General features: G+C 59.6%; 18 protein-coding genes and 1 riboswitch. Of the genes, 11 read left to right on the top strand and 7 right to left on the bottom strand.

Annotated elements, in window-relative coordinates; all coding sequences use genetic code 11:
- The first annotated feature begins 30 nt into the window (after window positions 1-30).
- The 3 genes from ACVW0B_RS11340 (at window position 31) to ACVW0B_RS11330 (ending at window position 2,544) form a co-directional block, all read left to right on the top strand.
- Window positions 31-480, top strand: coding sequence for a VOC family protein (locus ACVW0B_RS11340; RefSeq protein WP_414342591.1), 450 nt, complete (start codon window positions 31-33; stop codon window positions 478-480).
- Between the two features lie 166 nt (window positions 481-646).
- A complete protein-coding gene (locus ACVW0B_RS11335) occupies window positions 647-1,615 on the top strand; it encodes a CobW family GTP-binding protein (RefSeq protein WP_457491718.1) in 969 nt (322 codons plus the stop codon).
- 44 nt (window positions 1,616-1,659) lie between these two features.
- Entirely contained in the window at window positions 1,660-2,544 is an 885-nt protein-coding gene (locus ACVW0B_RS11330; protein WP_457491717.1) for a hypothetical protein, read from the top strand.
- A gap of 315 nt (window positions 2,545-2,859) precedes the next feature.
- Here the strand turns inward: ACVW0B_RS11330 and ACVW0B_RS11325 are convergent, their stop codons facing one another.
- Entirely contained in the window at window positions 2,860-3,828 is a 969-nt protein-coding gene (locus tag ACVW0B_RS11325; protein ID WP_457482237.1) for a 30S ribosomal protein S1, read from the bottom strand.
- A gap of 195 nt (window positions 3,829-4,023) precedes the next feature.
- On the opposite strand from ACVW0B_RS11325, the gene obgE reads away from it, so the two are divergent.
- The 4 genes from obgE to ACVW0B_RS11305 are packed head-to-tail and all read left to right on the top strand — an operon-like array spanning window position 4,024 to window position 6,907.
- Window positions 4,024-5,067 (top strand): GTPase ObgE, encoded by a 1,044-nt coding sequence (gene obgE, locus ACVW0B_RS11320; RefSeq protein WP_414406680.1) that lies wholly within the window; start codon window positions 4,024-4,026, stop codon window positions 5,065-5,067.
- 60 nt (window positions 5,068-5,127) lie between these two features.
- Window positions 5,128-5,502, top strand: a complete 375-nt coding sequence (locus ACVW0B_RS11315) for a hypothetical protein (protein ID WP_238376778.1) — start codon at window positions 5,128-5,130, stop codon at window positions 5,500-5,502.
- 18 nt (window positions 5,503-5,520) lie between these two features.
- Window positions 5,521-6,234: an L-threonylcarbamoyladenylate synthase gene (locus ACVW0B_RS11310; protein WP_457491716.1), complete on the top strand. Its 714-nt coding sequence runs from the start codon at window positions 5,521-5,523 to the stop codon at window positions 6,232-6,234.
- 55 nt (window positions 6,235-6,289) lie between these two features.
- Complete coding sequence (locus tag ACVW0B_RS11305) at window positions 6,290-6,907, top strand: PAP/fibrillin family protein (protein WP_457491715.1); 618 nt, start codon at window positions 6,290-6,292, stop codon at window positions 6,905-6,907.
- On the opposite strand, the gene ACVW0B_RS11300 is transcribed toward ACVW0B_RS11305, so the two are convergent.
- The 6 genes from ACVW0B_RS11300 to trpC form a co-directional block, all read right to left on the bottom strand.
- Window positions 6,904-7,803, bottom strand: coding sequence for a hypothetical protein (locus ACVW0B_RS11300; RefSeq protein WP_457491714.1), 900 nt, complete (start codon window positions 7,801-7,803; stop codon window positions 6,904-6,906). The genes ACVW0B_RS11305 and ACVW0B_RS11300 overlap by 4 nt on opposite strands.
- 97 nt (window positions 7,804-7,900) lie before the next feature.
- Complete coding sequence (locus ACVW0B_RS11295) at window positions 7,901-8,938, bottom strand: sirohydrochlorin chelatase (RefSeq protein ID WP_457491713.1); 1,038 nt, start codon at window positions 8,936-8,938, stop codon at window positions 7,901-7,903.
- Between the two features lie 30 nt (window positions 8,939-8,968).
- A riboswitch (cobalamin riboswitch) is annotated at window positions 8,969-9,104 on the bottom strand.
- Window positions 9,105-9,231: 127 nt separating this feature from the next.
- Window positions 9,232-11,547 carry a heavy metal translocating P-type ATPase gene (locus ACVW0B_RS11290; protein WP_457491712.1) on the bottom strand — a complete coding sequence of 772 codons (2,316 nt, stop codon included), beginning with the start codon at window positions 11,545-11,547 and terminating at the stop codon, window positions 9,232-9,234.
- 112 nt (window positions 11,548-11,659) lie between these two features.
- Window positions 11,660-11,854, bottom strand: a complete 195-nt coding sequence (locus ACVW0B_RS11285) for a heavy-metal-associated domain-containing protein (RefSeq protein WP_011433913.1) — start codon at window positions 11,852-11,854, stop codon at window positions 11,660-11,662.
- 59 nt (window positions 11,855-11,913) lie between these two features.
- Window positions 11,914-12,153, bottom strand: coding sequence for a DUF5340 domain-containing protein (locus ACVW0B_RS11280; protein WP_041436722.1), 240 nt, complete (start codon window positions 12,151-12,153; stop codon window positions 11,914-11,916).
- 65 nt (window positions 12,154-12,218) lie between these two features.
- On the bottom strand, window positions 12,219-13,139 hold the full coding sequence (trpC, locus tag ACVW0B_RS11275; protein WP_457491711.1) for an indole-3-glycerol phosphate synthase TrpC: 921 nt from the start codon (window positions 13,137-13,139) through the stop codon (window positions 12,219-12,221).
- A gap of 263 nt (window positions 13,140-13,402) precedes the next feature.
- Here trpC and hmpF point away from each other — a divergent pair, with 263 nt between their 5' ends.
- The 4 genes from hmpF (at window position 13,403) to fabD (ending at window position 18,322) form a co-directional block, all read left to right on the top strand.
- Window positions 13,403-15,130, top strand: a complete 1,728-nt coding sequence (gene hmpF / locus ACVW0B_RS11270; protein WP_457491710.1) for a pilus motility taxis protein HmpF — start codon at window positions 13,403-13,405, stop codon at window positions 15,128-15,130.
- 208 nt (window positions 15,131-15,338) lie between these two features.
- The gene (gene plsX, locus ACVW0B_RS11265) at window positions 15,339-16,463 is read left to right on the top strand and encodes a phosphate acyltransferase PlsX (protein WP_011433909.1); all 1,125 of its coding nucleotides are present in this window, start codon (window positions 15,339-15,341) and stop codon (window positions 16,461-16,463) included.
- Entirely contained in the window at window positions 16,450-17,451 is a 1,002-nt protein-coding gene (locus ACVW0B_RS11260) for a beta-ketoacyl-ACP synthase III (protein WP_457491709.1), read from the top strand. The genes plsX and ACVW0B_RS11260 overlap by 14 nt, the downstream gene beginning before the upstream one ends.
- A 4-nt stretch (window positions 17,452-17,455) precedes the next feature.
- A complete protein-coding gene (fabD, locus tag ACVW0B_RS11255; protein WP_457491708.1) occupies window positions 17,456-18,322 on the top strand; it encodes an ACP S-malonyltransferase in 867 nt (288 codons plus the stop codon).
- Window positions 18,323-18,427: the final 105 nt, after the last annotated feature.

Here is an 18,427-nt window from a genome sequence, read left to right as displayed (position 1 = left end):
TCTGGCCCCATCTGGCTGCTTTGCAGGACGATGAAACTACACCATTTTTCCATTCGCACCGCCGATATCTTCCGCTCCATCGCCTTTTACGAGGGGTTGGGCTTTGCGGTGGAAGAACGTTTTACTGCCGGGATCACGCTGGCCTGCTGGATGCGCGGCCCCTGGGGGCGTTTGGAGCTGATGCAGGTGCCGCAACCCCATCCTGCCCCGGATCCCTTTGGGGATCCCCACTATGTGGGCTACTACCATCCCGCTTTTGAGGTGGGCCCCGAATGGGGATCCCTGGCCAACTACCTAGAACATTTGCGAGCGCAAGTGCCCCTTACCCTGCTGCTGCCGCCCCAGCTCCAGCAAATTGGGGGCCAGGTCTATGAAGTGGCGTTCATCGCCGATCCCGATGGCCTGCCGATCGAGCTCATTCGTCCCCAGGGATCCTCAGGAGAGAGTCTGCCCCAACGCCCAGAGGACATTAATAAATAAATAGTTGGATAACTAGTTGATGGGTTAGAGGATCTAATTTGGGTGGGAGCGGTCGTTCCCCCTTGTCCAGATCCTGGAGAGCCAACCCTAAAGCTAAGCTAGTAGAGCTTCTGGGGAACTTGAGAGAAGGGTTTGTTGGCCGCTTGTCAGTTCAGCCTCACCTGATATGAAAGCTCAGCTTCCGGTGACGATTTTGACAGGTTTTTTGGGCAGTGGCAAAACCACGCTGCTCAAGCGCATCTTGGAAGAGGAGCATGGGTTGCGCATTGGAGTGATCCTCAACGAGTTTGGCGAGATTTCCATCGATGGCGAGTTGGTCAACATGCCCGAGGGGGGGCTGATGCAGCTCAACAATGGTTGCCTCTGCTGCACGGTGCGAGAGGATTTTGAACGGGCGGCCCGCCAGCTGCTCCAGCATGCCCAGGCGTTGGACTATCTGGTGGTGGAAACCAGCGGCGTGGCGGATCCCAGGCAGGTGACCGAGCTATTTGTGCAGAGGGTCTTTCATGAGGAGTTGCGCCTGGATGGCGTGGTGACCTTGGTTGACGGTGCCGAATACTGGCGCAATTTCCAGCGCTCGCAAACCGCCGCCCACCAGATCGGCAGCGCTGACATTTTGTTGCTCAATAAGGTGGATTTGATCGACGAAGCCGAACGAGAGCGGATCCTTCTCGATCTGCGCCGCTACAACCCCGCTGCCCCTTGCCTGCTCACCACCCATGCCCAGGTGCCTCTGGCCCGCATCTTGGATGTGCATGCCTTCCGCCCAGAATTGTGGGATCCCAGGCTCCCCAATGCAGAGACTGAGGCCCACCATAGCCATCACCTCGAGGAAGACGGGATCCAATCGGTGAGCTTTCAACTGCAGCAGCCGCTGGATTTGGGGGCCTTTCGCGATTGGCTACAAGACATGCCCGAGACCGTTTTTCGCGCCAAGGGGGTGCTGTGGGTTGTGGATGAGCCGCAGCGGGTTATCTTTCATCAGGTGGGCCAGCGGCAAACCCTTTTTCTGGAACGGGACTGGGATCCCGATGAGCCCCGCCTGTCCAAAATTGTGTTGATCGGCAAGGGGCTGGAGCGGGAGCAGCTAGCTGCCGGCCTCAGCCGGGTGTGCGGGGCAACCGCCGCTGGCTAAGGATCCTCTTCAGTTTTTTCGGTTTTTGGATTGGGTGATCTGGGATGGCTCGCAGCAAACTTTCAGAGCAAGAACAACAGCAAATTGTTAGCGCCTACCGCGGCTCGGCAGCGACCGCCGTCGAATTGGCGGAGCAATTTCAGGTGAGCATCACCACCATCACCCGCGTGTTGAAGGAAAATATCGCTGCCGATGAGTATCAGCGGTTGATCCATCTCAAACGCTCGGCTGCCCGCCGCAAAGACATGGGGGAAAAAGCTGTTGTTGGCGGGATCCCAGCCCCAGAGCAGCAGATTTTGCCGCTGGAACCGGAGTTGCCTTCTCCATCTCCCTTGCCGGAGCCCCCCGCAGAGCCGAACGCAAACGAGGAAGGCGAGGATAACACCGCTGGAACAGAGTCTCTGCCAGAACTGCCCCCAGAAGAACTGCCGTTGGCGGCTGAGCTTCAGGAAGATGTGGAGGATGTCGGGGAAGAGGATGAGGAAGAGACCGGAGAAGACCGTGACCTCGAAGACGAGGATGAGGACGACTCTGACTATCTCCTAGAAGATGAAGATGGGCCAGAAGAGGATCCCCTCACCGATCCCAGCTATCAAATTCAGGTATTACCCCTGGAAGAGCTCACCCTACCGGAAACCTGCTATGTCGTTGTTGACCGCTACCAAGAACTGACCACCCGCCCTCTCAAAGAATTCTTTGGCTCGGGATCCCTGCCCATCGAAGGGATGGATAACGCCAATACGCTGCCGATTTTCGACAACCACAAGGTGGCCCGCCGCTTTTCCGAAATGAGCCGTCGGGGCAGCAACACCTACCCGCCCTACCGGGTGATCCAGTTTCCCGGCTACATCCTGGAGATTGTGCGCACCCAACTGCAAAAGAAAGGCATCACCCATCTGCTCATGGATGGGCAGATCTACAGTCTTTGACCATCTCCTCAAGCTCAGGAGCGGGGGATTCCCGTTACTGGCGCAGGTTTGCAGCCCTGCGTGAGCGCCGTCGGCCTACTTCGCCACAGCAGCAGTACCCGTCTCTTCGGACATTTGGACTGCCCCCGCCCCCACGGGCTTATGGATCGCTCCTCAGCTCCCCACTCACACTGATGGAACCAAAGGCTCATGCCGTGACATACTTCCGCACTCATGCTGATGCAAAGCGCTCCGCGCCGCTAAAGCGAGAGAGGGCCGGGCTTCTCGGCGGCCTAGCTAAGCCTTGTAGCAGGCAGAAATACGCAAAGTTTGTGATCATTCCACAGCCGTCGCCGCGTATTCCAGCTCCTCTTCCACCACTTCCGGTGGGGCCTCTGCCGCTTGTCCTTGCTTAGCGGCCAGCAGTTGCTCACGGTACTTGGCTGCCATCTCCTCGGCCTTCTCGTAAACCAGCTTGGGATCCCGAATCATGTCGCCGGGATTGGGCTCCAGTTGCTTGGTGGACAGCGAGATCCGCGCCCGCTCCGCATTTAGCTCGATGATCATCACCTTCACTTCGTCGTTGACGTTGAAGACGCTGTGGGGCGTGTCAACATGATCGTGGGAGATCTCGGAAATGTGCAGCAGGCCGGAGACGCCGCCAATATCGATGAAGGCACCATAGGGCTTGATGCCCCGCACCGTGCCAACCACCACCTCGCCCACTTCCAGCTTGTTCATCTTCCGCTCCACCAAGGCGCGGCGATGGCTCAACACCAAGCGGTTGCGGTCTTCGTCCACCTCTAAAAACTTCAGGGGCAGCTCTTCGCCCACCAGCTCTTCTTTTGGCTTGCGGGTGCTGATGTGGGATCCGGGGATAAAGCCCCGCAGCCCCTCAATCCGCACCAGGGCTCCACCTCGGTTGGTGGCAAAAATGGTTGAGCGAACGGTGGCATCTTCTTTCTGGAGCTGCCGTACCCTTTCCCAGGCCCGCATGTACTCGATGCGGCGGATGGAGAGGGTCAGCTGTCCCTCTTCGTTTTCTTCGGTGAGGATAAAAAACTCGCGGGTTTCTCCCGGCTGCAGCATCTCGTGCGGGTCTTCCAGGCGGCTAATCGACATCTCCTGGAGCGGCAGAAAGGCAGCCGTTTTGGCCCCAATATCGATCAAAGCACCGCGTGGCTCCACCGAGAATACTGTACCCGCCACAATTTCGCCAGGGCTGAAGTGATAGTCGTACTTATCCAGAAGGGCGGCAAAGTCTTCAGTGGTAAAACCTACATCGGCAGCAGTGAATCGACTCATAGGGGTGCAGTAACAGATCAGTTGCGCGGGATAAAGGGTAGAAGGCCAATCGAGTTTGGCAGGATCCCACTTCCACTTTCCCACCTGGGGAGGATGTGGCTGGGAAATACCATCGTAGCTTAGAGGAGCGTCTTTTGTGGCAAGTTTCCCGGCATCTTGCCAAGCTGGAAGATAGAAGATTTGGGAGAAGAACGATTGCACTTTATCGACCAAGCCGAAATTGAAGTGCAAGGGGGGAATGGCGGAGATGGCATCGTTGCCTTCCGCCGTGAGAAGTATGTGCCGGCTGGGGGGCCATCCGGCGGCAATGGCGGGCGGGGCGGCTCGGTGATCCTGGTGGCCGATCCCGGCCTGCAAACTCTGTTGGATTTTCGCTTTCAACCGGTGATCAAAGCGGAACACGGGGCCAAAGGGGGGCCCAACCATCGCAGCGGGGCCAGTGGTGCGGATCGGCTGGTGCGGGTGCCCTGCGGTACTGTGGTGTTCAATGCGGAGACGGGGGAATTGTTGGGCGATCTGGTGGGCAAGGGGGATCAATTGCTGGTAGCCCGTGGGGGCAAAGGCGGCTTAGGCAATGCCCATTTTTTGAGCAACCACAATCGCGCCCCCCGCCAATTCACCAAGGGCGAAGCGGGAGAACGGGTGCGCCTGCGCCTGGAGCTGAAGTTGATTGCCGAGGTGGGCATTGTCGGCCTGCCCAATGCGGGCAAGTCCACTCTGATTTCGGTGGTCTCCTCTGCCCGGCCCAAGATTGCTGACTACCCCTTCACCACGTTGCAGCCCAATTTGGGGGTGGTGCCCCATCCATCGGGAGATGGGGTGGTGTTTGCCGATATTCCGGGGCTGATCGAGGGGGCGCACTTGGGGGTGGGGCTGGGCCATGAGTTTTTGCGCCATGTGGAGCGTACCAGGGTACTGATTCATTTGGTGGATGGCACGGCGGCGGATCCCGTCAAGGATTACCAGGTTATTCAGCAGGAGCTGCGCGCCTACGGCCACGGGTTAATCGATAAGCCACAAATCCTGGTTTTGAACAAGATCGATGTTCTGGATCCCCAGCAGGTTGCCGAGCGCACCCAGAGGCTGTCTGCCGCTGCCGGCACTTCCGTAGTGGCCATTTCTGCAATTGCCAAGCAGGGGCTGGATGCCCTCTTGCAGCGGGTGTGGCAGTGCCTGGGTCGGGGATCCCAACAGCCTGCGCAGTTGGATCTTGTGGGGGCAAAATCCATCCAGTCCTAGGGCAGAAGAATCTTAGAATGGGAAAGCCCCTGCCTTCCCAGAACCCAGAGACGAGTGGCCATGTATATCTCGGCGGAGGATCTGCCACCGGATTTGCGTCAGATCATGTTGGCCGTTGAACAGGCGGCTCAGGCGAGGGCGGGAGCGTGTGTGGAGCTGCTGATGCTCCTGCGGCTGCTGGAGGAGTTGCACCGCGCGATCCTGGAAGGTGCCTTTCGGGAGTCTTTGCCCAATACCCGTCAAGCTCTGTATCGGGTGCTTCAAGATTTGGAAGAAGCGGGCGACTGGCCCTATCTGCCCCGTCTGCACATCCAAGCCCTGATGCAACAACTGAAGGACTGGCCCGAATCTCAGGGATCCCCGCCCGCGTCGGTGCCACCGACCCCCCGCCCTCTTGTGGAAAACCCTTTGGGGGGGAGCTGCTCCCAGTCTTGACCTCTTCCCATCTGCCCGATGGCCGAGTACTTTAAGCTGCATCCGCAACAGCCCCAGGCCCGCTCCATCCGGCGGATTGCGGCGGCTTTGCGGGAGGGGGCGGTGATGCTTTACCCCACCGATACAGTCTATGCCATTGGCTGCGATGTGACCCACAAACAAGCAGTGGAGCGGGTACGCCGTATCAAGCAGCTCTCCAACGACAAGCCTCTTACCTTTTTGTGTCCTTCTCTCTCGCGCATTGCCCAGTATGCCCAGGTCACCGATTCAGCCTATCGACTGATGCGGCGGCTGATCCCGGGCCCGTTTACGTTTCTGTTGCCGGCCACCAAGCTGGTGCCCAAGTTGGTGATGGAGCCCAAACGGAAAACCACCGGCATCCGGGTGCCCGACTCGGCCATTTGTCAGGCTTTGCTGGAAGAGTTGGGCAATCCAATTGTCTCCACCTCTGCCAAGCTGGGGGGGGATCCCGTCGGATCCCTGGACTTAAGTTCTGGGCAAGCCTGGGAGTGGGAGAGCGACCCCTGGGATGAGGGTGGGATCTTTGCGGCTGAAGAGATGCGGCAGTTGGAAAAACAGGTGGATCTGGTGCTGGATGACGATGCCCCCCGTCGGGCCAAGGTCTCTACGGTAATTGACTTGACGGGATCCGAGCCGCTGGTGGTGCGGGCCGGGCTGGGGTATGAGCAGGTGGCAGATCTGAACCTGAAACTGGTGGGAGAAGACGGTTAAGGGCAGAGGGATCCCGCGTTCTCTAAAATAGGGTCAGTGCCTTCGGAGTGTGCCCATGTCTGAGGCCCTGGCTCAGCAAAAATCGGCTCTGCTGCACCTACTGGAGGCAACCGACCGGGGCCGGAAAGTCTCCCCTGAGCAGCAAGCCCAGATCCTGTCTCAGATTGCCGCCCTAGAAGCGCTCAACCCCACCCCCAAACCAACATCGGCTCCTGAAGGGTTGGAGGGGAACTGGCTCACCCTATTTACCACGAGCACAGCTCTGCTGCGGCTGGCCAATTTGCCCCTGTTCACCACCGGGGCGATCTACCAGTGTATTCGGGCCAAAGCTGGACGGGTCTTCAACGTGGCGGAGATCCAGGGATCCGGTTGGCTGGAGGCTTGGATGCCACGGGGAATCTTGGCGGTATCGGCACGCTTTTACCCCGAATCGGAGCGTCGGGTGAGGGTGATTTTCGAGCGATTGGTGCTCGGATCCCAAGCTTTGATGAGCTACGAGATCGAGAGTTTTCTCGATTTGCTCGAGCAGGCTCCAGAGCGAATCCCGGCTATTCAAATCGATATCCGCCGCCGCGAGCCAACGGGTTGGCTGGATATCACCTATTTGGATGAAGACTTGCGGCTGGGTCGGGGCAGCGAGGGGAGTGTATTTGTTCTAAAGCGGGTCGGCTAGTCGGAGGATCCAGAGGACTCCGTTTCCGCCCTTTCGTGAGATGGGTTTTGGGTTAGGGTGGAGCTTATTTCCTGTAGAACTTGCAAGGCGCGGTAGGACTCTCGCAAAGTTTGCAGCTCCTGTTGAGTTTGCTCCAGTTGCCGGGCCCATTCTGCCTGTTGGGAGCGCAACTCTCGATTTTCCAATTTTTTGCGCTGCAGGATGCGCTTGAGTTTTTGCTGCTGCTGCTGGAGTTGAGCCCGCTCTGCTTCTGCGTGTTGCAGTTGGGTCCTTTGGCGTTCCAATTCTATTTTCAGGGTGGTGACCTGGGATTGAAGTTGGCGGAGCTTTTGGCGCAGCGCTTGCTCTGGCGCGGGTTTGGTCGACTCGGAGCTTGGAGAAGGGGAAGATGTTTGTAGGTTTTGCAGATGCTGTTGTAACTGTTGGGCTTGGGCCTGCAGGACTCGAGACCGTTGCTGCTCGCTGCGCAGTTGGGCTTGGGCGCGTTCACAGGTCTGGATTTCGGCTTTCACCCGCTGCTTGATGCGGTCAAGGATCTTTTGATGGCGGAGCTGGGTTTGCCGGATCTCCTGAGCCACCTGCCAAGGGCGAGGATCCCCCTTAGGTTGTCGTGGCTCGCCGCCGTGGTCGGCAGGATCAAAGGGAGATAGGGTCGCCACCAGCGATTCTCGAAAGTCGCTCCAGGAAGCCGATTGCAGACCCATCTGAACCACCTGCCAAACCCCATAGGCAGACCCAATTCCAGCCAGGATCCCAGGGATCCCGGCCAAGGATAAGGAAACCCTGGGCAGGGTTGGCAGGATCTGATCCAACAGCCCCACCACCAGAGCGAAGACGAAAATCCCGCTCCCCGCAGCAGCGGCACCTGAAACCCAAGAGGAGCGGGAGAGCATCATCGTTTTTTCGTCATCACAACCGCTAGAGCGGGAAAACCAGGTTCAAAAATTGCCTGTCTGCACTCAGTTTATCCCGCCAGCAGCCTCTGTTTCCCTCTTAGGGCACCTGCCATGCCCGTTGGTGGTAGCCCTCTAATTGGGCCCAGGGATCCCCAGCCGCTGCGTGGGTGTGGCCGTGCTGAGGGTGGGAATGAGGATGGTGATGGGATCCGTGCCCGTGATGGTGGTGATGATGCTCGTGAGGATGGTGATGGCTGGATCCAGCTCCAACCTCTGCGCTCACGGCCAGGCGAAACTTGCACAGGTGGCAGTTCATCGGGGTTTGGCCCTGCAGGGCTTCCTGCTCCAGTTGCTGCAGGCTGTGCAGCACCGTATCCACAAGGCCCAATTCCGGCAGCATCAGCCAGTCGATTTCCGGCTGTCGTTGTCGTTGTTTCTCCACTGCCGCCTCGATTTTTTTCACCAACACCCCCGTAAACAGAAAGTAGGGCAGCACGATCACCCGGCGCGGATGCCAGGACAAGGCCCGCTCCAACCCCACAGGCAGGCGGGGATGGGTAATGCCGATAAAGCAGGTCTCCACAGCGGCAAACCCAGATCCTTCCCAAAGCAACCGGGCCAGTTTACAGGCTTCGGCATTGGCCTCGGGATCGCTGGAGCCGCGACCCACAAACAGGAGCACGGTTTCTGCTTCTGGGATCCGCCGCGGTTGGGCAGCTATCAGAGCGGCCAATCGGTCTCGCAGCAGTTGCAGGATCTCGATGCGGATCCCCAACGGCCCACCGTAATGAATGCGCAACTGGGGATAGAGGGCCTGCAGGCGATCCAGTTCCATCGTCACATCGAACTTGTTGTGGCGGGCCCCAAATAGCAACAGCGGCAGGGCCACGATCTCCTGCCACCCTTGGGCAATACACTGCTGGATCCCTTGGGCGATACTCGGCTCCGTCAGCTCCAGAAAACAAGGGATCACCGGTCGATGGGGAGTGAGGGATTGGTAGACTTGGGCCAACTCCAGAAAGGCTTGCCGCCCTTCAGGGTCGCGGGATCCGTGGCCGATAAGCAATAGGGGCAATGAAGGAGAAGCAAGCTGCCCAACCGAAAGGGGAGGGGAAACACTGAGGGTATTCAACACAAAAAACTCCGTTCCTTGTGAATCGCAAGGGGTACAGGACAACGGCAGGTGGGTGTTCTGGCTGAGGGAGGGATCCCATCACAGTTGCGTCACAGTGGCGGATTTGCACCGCGCTTTCCCCAATCTGCCTGAGCTTTTTAGGTTAGCTTGCCGCTTGCCATTCACCAAGCTCCCGGGGGGGATGTTCTTGTCTGCCAGAAGATAGCCCTGAGGCATGAGCGGTACGGCAGACTCATGCTCAAAGGGCAGCAAAACTGTTGCCGCGCTAATCCCCCTTGCCCCTGGGAGAGGGCCTAACGCCGGCCCGCTGGTCTGGGGGGCTGAAAGTGTCGCAGGCGCAGGGCATTGGCGACCACCGAAATGGAACTCAGGGCCATGGCTGCCCCCGCCAGCATGGGGTTGAGCAACCAGCCTGTAAAGGGATAGAGCGCCCCAGCGGCAATCGGGATCCCCAGCGTATTGTAGATAAAGGCGAAGAAGAGGTTCTGGCGGATGTTGTTGAGGGTGGCCCGGCTGAGTTGAATGGCTGTGGCGACTCCCCGCAGATCCCCCGACATGAGGGTTATATCGCTGGCGGCCATCGCCACATCCGTACCCGTACCGATGGCGATCCCCACATCGGCTTCTGCCAGAGCCGGAGCATCGTTAATGCCATCTCCCACCATGGCCACCCGCCGTCGCGGTTGTCTTAGGCTGCGTATGTAAGCTGCCTTCTGATCCGGACGGACTTGGGCAATTACCCGCTGAATGCCTGCTTGCCGAGCAACCGCTTGGGCCGTGGTGGGGTTATCCCCGGTTAGCAGGATCACCTCTAGACCCATCTGTTGCAGCTGTTGCACTGCCTCAGGAGAGGTGGGTTTGAGCGGATCGGCAATGGCCAACAGCCCCACCAGGCTCTGGGATTGGGCTACGCCGATCACCGTTTTGCCCTGGCTTTCCCAATTCTGAACCCGCTCTGACCAAGAGGGATCCCAAGGGATCCCCATCTCCTGTAGCCAGCTCAGCCGACCGATGCGAATCCACTGATCTTCCACCCAAGCTTCTGCCCCACTGCCTACCCTTGCCTGAAAGTGCCAGGCAGGAGGGATCACAATTTTTTCGGCTTCGGCTTTCTGCACCACCGCCTGGGCCAAAGGGTGTTCCGAGTGCCGCTCCACCGCCGCTGCCAGGCGCAACACCGCCAGGGGAGAGGAGCCGTGGGCCCAAATATCGGTGACAGTGGGACGACCTTCAGTCAGGGTGCCGGTTTTGTCCAAGACCACCGTGCGCAAGTGGTGGGCCAATTCCAGGCTGTCGGCACTTTTCACCAGGATCCCCAATTCTGCCCCTCGTCCCGTGGCCACCAGGATCGAGGTGGGGGTTGCCAACCCCAGCGCACAAGGGCAGGCGATGATCAGCACCCCAATCGTGTTCACCAAGGCCAGCGTCAGGTTGTCCGCCAACACCCACCAGAGCACGAAAGTTAGAACTGCCACCCCGATCACTGCCGGCACAAACCAGGAGGTGACCCGATCCGCCAACTGTTGAATTGGGGCTTTGGATCCCTGAGCTTCCTGCACCAGGCGCACGATCTGGGCCAGAACCGTGTCTTTGCCCACCCGCCGCGCCTCCATCACAAAGCTGCCCGTCTGATTCAGCGTTGCCCCAATCACCTCATCCCCCGCCGACTTGAGTACAGGCAGGCTCTCGCCGGTCACCATGGACTCGTCGAGGCTGGAGGATCCCTCTAGGATTACCCCATCCACCGGCACCTTCTCTCCGGGGCGCACCCGGATCCAATCCCCCACCTGCACCTCCCGAATGGGGACATCCTGCTCCACCCCCTGGCGGATTACCCTCGCCGTTTTCGGTTGCAGCCCGATCAGCTTGCGAATGGCCTCAGAGGTTTGCCTTTTGGCCCGTTGCTCCATCCAATTGCCCACCAGAATCAGGGTGGTGACCACCGCCGACACTTCGTAATACACATCGGGATGCAGTCCCTGTCGATGGAAAGAGTCGGGGAAAACCGTTGGGAAAATGGAATAGAAGAAAGCCGCGCTCGTCCCTAAGGCCACCAGCGTGTTCATATCCGCCGAGCGCCGTTGCCAAGCGGCCCAAGCGCCTCGATAAAAATGCTTGCCCACCCAAAACTGCACCGGAGCCGTCAGCAGCAACTGCAACCCAGGATTGTGCAGCCACATGGGAAAGCCCGGGATGTCCATCCCCAGCATCATCGGCAGGGATCCGATCACCAGCACCGTGCTGATGCCCACCCCTATCGCCACCTTGAGCTTCAGTTCCCGTTCTGCGGCCCGTTGGGCGATCCGCTCTGGATCCGACAGATCGTCCGGCTGCCAATCCTCCTGGATAAGGCGCGCCCGATACCCCGCCCGCTCCACCGCCCGAATCAGCGCCTGCGGATCCACCAGCCTGGGATCCCCTTTGACGGTGGCCTGCTCACTGGCAAAATTCACGGATCCGGAGGATACTCCCTGCACCTGAGTGAGGGCCTGTTCGATGCTGCGGGCGCAGGAGGCACAGCTCATCCCTTGCAGGGCCAACTGCCAGGTGCCCTCAGGAGAAGGCGCAGAGGCCGATAATGCAGCCGATGACCCTTTATGGGCAGACATGGCAACACCTTGTTGATGAAACGACAGCTACTCTCCACCCTGGGCAGGGCGAAGGCAGCCATCTGTACAGAAATTCAAAACAGACGCCCGACCGTTCTCGACCCAGCCTTGACTAGGCCGGGGGATATCCCACCTGGGTGAGGGCCTGCCGCAAATCGCCCACAGGCCGCTCAGAAGTAATCCGCACCTGTTTGGTTTTGGGATCCCCTTCCACCTGCGCCTGGGGATCCAGTTGCCGCACCGCTTGCGCAATGGTGTCCACGCAAGCCCCACAGGCCAGCTTGGGCACCGTCAAAACAACCTGCATCTTGGAAACCCCCCCCAATGCCACTGAAAGGATGCTAAACCTTACAGTGGGCTGGAAGGTCAAGAGGGAGGCTGAGGCTCGTCCATATTCCAGCGGTAGTCCACCTGATAGCCCCGCTGTCGCCACTCTTCCTCCAGTTGCACCTGTTGGGTGAGGGCTTTGCGCAGAGAGTTGATCAGCTCTTGCGTGCGGCCTCGGTTGCCAAAATCCTGTTCCTCTACTGCCGGAAAGGTTTGCCGCTCCAACACCCGCAGCAGAAATTCGTAGTGGATATGAGCCGGCACAGGAATACGTTTCATCGATCCAAGCAATCCTCAGAGATCCATTGTTCTTAACAGAGATCCATATGATGGAGGGTTCTCATTCACTGAGATGACAACAGGTGGCGCACAGCTTGGCCGGGATCCGGCTGGGTCACCAGCGCTTCCCCCACCAGCACAGAGCGCACCCCCCAGGCCCGCAACTGCTGCAGATCGGCGGGGGTATGGATGCCGGACTCGCTGACCACAGGCAGATCGCCAAGGAGCTCCGAGTGGGCGGCCAACAGGTTGCGCGTTGTGTTTAAGTCCACCGTAAAGGTTCTCAGATCGCGATTGTTGATGCCAATGAGCACCTGCCCCCTGGAGTCTTGCAGTTGGGGCAAACGCAACACCCGCTGCAACTCTTGGGAGGTGTGCACCTCCAGCAGAGCTGCCATGCCCAATTGCCGAATCAGCTTGAGAAAGTAGCCCAAATCCGCATCGGAGAGAATGGCGGCAATCAGCAGCACCGCATCTGCCCCCAGGCTGCGGGCCCAGAGGATTTGGTAGGGGTAGAGGATGAACTCCTTGCAGAGGATGGGGATCCCTACTGCCTGACGGATCCGGCGCAGATACTCGCCGCTGCCCTGAAAGAACCGCTCATCTGTGAGCACCGAGAGGCAACTGGCCCCACCGGCTTCATAGCTCTGGGCAATGGCTACCGGGTCAAAGGGATCCCGGAGAACGCCGCGGCTGGGAGAGGCTTTTTTGACCTCGGCAATAAGGGAAACAGGGTGAGGCGACTGGGTGAGGGCCGCCACAAAATCCCGCACCGGCGGAGCCTGATCCAGTTGCCGTTGCAATTCCTTGAGGGGAAGCTGCTCCCGTTGCCGCTCCACCTCCTGCTCTTTATGCCAGACGATCGCTTCCAAAATGTGGCGCGGTTTGGCTTCCGGCGCTGTTGTCTGGTACACCTGAGAGGCTACGACCACCGGCGGGGCAGGAGAACGCCGACGAACAGAAAGCGGCTCACCTTGCAGCTCCATACAACCCCTGAGCAGAACCCTACACCACACCCTAGACTACCTTAGTGCTCCGCCACCGGTTTGAATAGCTACCCCGGACATCCCCAAAACTCATCTGGCGAAGGCGTTTTTTTTACCCTATGGTTGAGTCTAGAAAGGTGGTGTAGTCTTTATGCGCCTCGGCGAGCCATGTTCTGGCAGCCGTCCATTTTTCCCCGGCCAGGGGCAGTGGCTCGGTGGGGTCAAGGCTGGTGCTGTCCATGCTGTTTTAGAGGAGTTCAGGCGTGCTGTACCTAGCAGAGCTATCCAAGCCGATTGGATTTGCCAAGTCGTCTCTGCAATTGCTGGCCAAGCAGCAGCAGGACAATACCTGGGTGGCCGTGAACGAAGAATCCATTACTTTGGAAGGCCGCATCGCCCAGGAGGCTGGGCGCTTCAAGGATGGGTCATTGGTGCTGGCGGAAATCTCCGGCAACCGTCAGGTCGCCCGCATCAGCGAAGCCGCTCGCCAACTGGTGACCTATCTGCAAAACTTCAGCCAACTTCAGCTCAGAGCCCGCAGCCAGGAGGAGGAGATCGAGGTTTGGAAACAGTCCCTCACCTTTCAGGCCCATGAGCTTAAACGCCGCGAGATGGATCTGGCAGCCCAAGAAGAAGAGGTGCAGCGGCTGTACGAGCAATACAAAGCTGTAGAGGAAGATCGCAAACTCCTGGACAGCCTCAAAGAGGAGCTGGCAGCCCAGCAAGCTTACTTGGCCGAACAACAGCGCCTGATCGGAGAACAGCGGGAAGCTCTGAATCGACAGCGGCAAGAGTTGGAAGCTCAATTGCAAGAAGCTCGCTCCAGCCGCTTGGGGGAAGCAGAAGCAGCGCAGCTACAGGCTTTGGTGCAGCAGCTCCAGGAGAGTCTGCATCCGGCTGGAGATCCCTTGGCGCTTCTGCAAAGCTTGAAAAGCCACATTCAGCAGCAGCAGGAGCACTTGAATCAACAGATTGCCCAACTGGAAGCAGAACGTCAGCAGGCCCAGGCCCGGCAAGACGAGCTGGATCGAGACTACCGCGCTTGGCAAGAACGCCACACCGCTTGGTGGGGATCCCGACAATCCCTGGAGCACAGCCAAGCAGAATGGCAAACTCGGCAGGGATCCCTGCGAGCCCATCAAGAGCACCTGCAGAGGATTCTCCAGCAGCTGCAATCTCAAGAGAGCCTATACCAGAAAGCCTCTCGTCTGGTGCAGGAGTACGACTTTATCGTCGATGGCAGCAGCAACGGCAGGGCGGGGGAGCCGGCGATCTCGGTCGAGGAGCTGGCGGCTTTGGTCAGCCAACTGCGCCGAGATTACGAGCAGCGGGCGGCCCAGGTCAGCCAGCAGCGGGCCGAACTGGAGCAAAACCGGCAAACCCTGCGGGAGCTGCAAGAGCGGCTGGCCAGCGCCTCTCCAGAGGAGCGGTTTGACATCGAGATGGATATCGACTATGCCCAGTCTGCCTGCAGTGCTTTGGAAGAAGCCCTGCTGCCTCAGGAAAAAAACCTGCAGCGAGAGTATGAAGAGTTGACCCGCCAGGAAGCCCGCCTTAGACAGCTGCAAAATCAAGCTGCTGCCCCGGTTCAGGTCGATATTGGGCCGCTCCTGGAACAGATCGGCAGCCAGAGGCAGGATCTTCTCCAAGAAAAAGGTCGTCTGCAAACCCTCATTCAACAACTGGAATCGTCCTTGCCTTCTCAGCAGGAGCAGCTCGCCCGCCAACGGCAGGAATTGGAGCAGCAGTGGCAACACCTGGAGCAAGAGGAGGGATCCCTGCGGGCGCGCGCCCAGGCCATGGCAGAAACCTGGGGTCGCCTCAATCACCTGCAGGCCACCCTCTACCCAGAGCGGGATCGGTGGGCAGCGTTGGCAGGAGAATTGGCGCAGTTGGAGACGGAGCTGAGCCAACACCAAGCCAGAAACTCCACCGCACGCGACCACGTCCAGCAGGTACACTCTCTCTTGGCTACCCTCGCGCAGGCGTGAGGAAGTTCACGTTTCCTGTGGGGGGTGGGGAGAACCGGCGCAAGCGGAACTGCGGCCTTAATTGAGGAAAACAAATCTGGTAAAATTCGCTAGCACCCTGCAGCCACTGGGGCTCCCAATTCTCGGGCGAGGGGACTGCAGAGGTTAGTGCGTTTTGCCCCGCTTCTTGCTTGCAGTTGCCAAGGATATTCCAGTGTGAGGTCAGCTTGTGCGAATTGCGGTCGATGCGATGGGGGGTGACTACGCTCCCGAAGAGATCATCAAGGGCGCCCTGCTGGCCCATCGGCAGCTCCGGGTCGGGATTGCACTAGTCGGTCGTCCAGATTCCCTCAAGCCCTTTCTGCCCCAACCCTTGCCTGCTGGGATCACCATTGTGCCTGCCGAAGAGGATGTGGGCATGGCGGAAGAGCCGCTGATGGTGCGCAAAAAGCCCAAAGCCTCCATCAACATCTCGATGCAACAGGTGCGCTCCAACCAAGCGGATGCCGTGGTGGCCGCCGGGAATACCGGAGCAGCGATGGCTGCGGCCTACCTGAATTTGGGCCGGCTGGCAGGGATCGATCGCCCGGCCATTGGCGCTCTTTTGCCCACTTTGAAAGGCAAGCCGGTGCTGCTGCTGGATGTGGGGGCCAATGTGGATTGCCGGCCCCGCTTTTTGGAGCAGTTTGCCCGTATGGGATCCCTCTACTGCCAGTGCGTGCTGGGGATCGAGAAGCCGCGGGTGGGCCTGCTCAACATCGGCGAGGAGCCCAACAAGGGCAATGATTTGGCTCTGGCCACCCACCAGCGTCTGGCCCAGTTGCCAGGGATCCATTTCGCCGGCAATGCCGAGGGGCGGGATGTGCTGACCGGGGAGTTTGATGTGGTGGTGTGTGACGGCTTTGTGGGCAATGCCCTCCTCAAGTTTGCCGAAAGTGTTGGCCAGGTGATCACCCAGGTGCTGCGGGAGGAGCTGCCCCGCGGCTGGCGCGGCAAGTTGGGCTGCTGGCTGCTCCGGCCCAACCTCAAGCAGGTAAAGCGGCGCATGGACTACGTGGAGTATGGCGGTGCTTTGCTGCTCGGCGTCAACGGCATCTGCGTGATTACCCACGGCAGCTCCAAGGCGCCGATGGTCTACCACGCCATTCGCCTGGCCAAAGAGGCGGCAGAACAGAAAATCCTACAGCGGCTGCAGGCGGAAATGGTTGACCCTCGCGAACCTGAATCCAACCCCAGGCGGCGCACCCGGCCCCTTCAGGTCTACTCTGGCTCTGGCCCGGAAGTGTTGCCGTTGGGATCCCTGGAAAGGACTTCCTCCCGCTGTCCCGAACCCGTGGAAGATGCCCAGCCATAGCCTCCCGACCGTGCGGCTGGTGGGGGCAGGGGCTGCCCTGCCGGATCCCTGCCTGAGCAACGACGATCTCGGCCAGATCGTCGAAACTTCCGACGAATGGATCTGGCCCCGCACCGGCATTCGTCAGCGGCGCATTCTGCCCCCTGAGCTGAGCTTGGTGGATTTGGCGGTCCAGGCAGCCAAGGCCGCTTTGGCTCAGGCCGGGATCTTGCCTCAAGACCTGGATTTGATCCTGCTGGCCACTTCCACCGGTGTCGATCGGTTTGGCTCGGCCCCTCAGGTGCAGGCAGCTCTGGGAGCAACGCGGGCGGTGGCTTTTGATCTGACGGCAGCCTGCACGGGCTTTGTCTTTGCAGTGGCCACGGCAGCGCAGTTTTTGCAAACCGGGCTGTACCGGCGGGCCTTGGTGGTGGCGGCGGATGTGCTCTCCCGTACGGTGGACTGGGCAGATCGCACCACCTGTGTCTTGTTTGGAGATGGGGCCGGGGCGGTGGTTCTGGAGGCGGGGGAAACCGGCGGGATCCTCAGCATTGAGCTGCGCAGCGATGGCAGTGGCAGCCAGCTGCTCAGCTTGTCCATGGCTACAGAGGCCAAGCCCCTGGTGGGATCCCTGCAGGTGGGGCAGTATCGCTGCTGCCCCATCACCATGAATGGCCGCGAGGTGTACAAGTTTGCCGTCCAGGCGGTGCCGGAGATCATCGAGAAGGCTCTCTTTCGGGCTGGGATCCCGGTGGAAGCAGTACAGGGATATTTTATTCATCAGGCCAACCAGCGCATTCTCGATGCGGTAGTCAAGCGCCTGCAGCTGGATCCGCAGCGGGTGGCCAGCGTCTTAGAGCATTACGGCAACACCTCGGGCGCTTCGGTGCCAATTGCCTTGGCCACTTGGATCGAGCAAGGACGCTTTGGCGCCGGCGATCTGGGGGTGATGGCGGGCTTTGGCGCCGGCCTTACCTGGGGGGCGATTGTGTTTCGTTGGGGGAAATGAATTGATGACCGTTGCCTGGATCTATCCCGGCCAGGGATCCCAAGCGGTGGGCATGGGAAGGGACTTGCGGAACTGGCAGGGAGCAGCCCAGAAGTTGGCTTTGGCCCGTGAGCTGTTGGGATGGGATCCCTTAGCTCTGTCGGAAGACCAGATCCACCAGACCGGCTACACGCAACCGGCTTTGTTCACCGTATCGGCCCTGTTGACAGACTATCTCTACGCCCAGGGACAGGCTCCTGCCTGCACTGCTGGCCACAGTCTGGGCGAATACAGCGCCCTCTACGCTGCCGGCGTGTTTGATTTCGAAACCGGCCTGCGGCTGGTGGCGCTGCGGGGCCAACTGATGGAAGCCGCAGGGGATCCTCCAGGCCACATGGCGGCAGTGATGGGGTTTGACCGCGACAAGCTGGAGCACCTGTGCCAGATGATCCCCGATGTCACCCTTGCCAACGACAACAGCCCGGATCAGGTGGTGATCAGCGGCTCAGTGGAGGGGGTGCAAGCCGTCTGTGAGCAGTTGCAGGCCAAGCGCACCGTTCCCCTCAAGGTGAGTGGCGCCTTTCACTCGCCCTCTATGCAGGCTGCTGCCGAGGAGTTTGCCCACACCTTGCGCGCTGTTGACTTTCAGCCGCCGCGAGTGCCCGTCTACAGCAACTGCACTGCCACCGCCAGCCGGGATCCGCAAGCCCTTAAGCAGGCGCTGCTGGCCCAGATGACTGCCCCTGTCCGCTGGCGAGAAACCGTGTTGCAGATGGCCGCCGACGGCATCCAAGAGGTGTGGGAAATCGGCCCCGGCAACGTGCTGACGGGCTTGGTGAGGCGAACGGTGCCGACCCTGACGCGGTGCAATTTCAGCAACCTCAGCAGCTAGGGGATCTGCTATGGAGCATGACTCTAGTCAATAATAAGCTCAACTATACTGAAAATAATGTATAATATGTTCAGTACGGATTACTACCAGTTGATCTTTCTGTTT

This window comes from Thermostichus sp. MS-CIW-23 (assembly GCF_054059455.1).
This window is presented reverse-complemented; position numbering and strand designations above follow the sequence as displayed.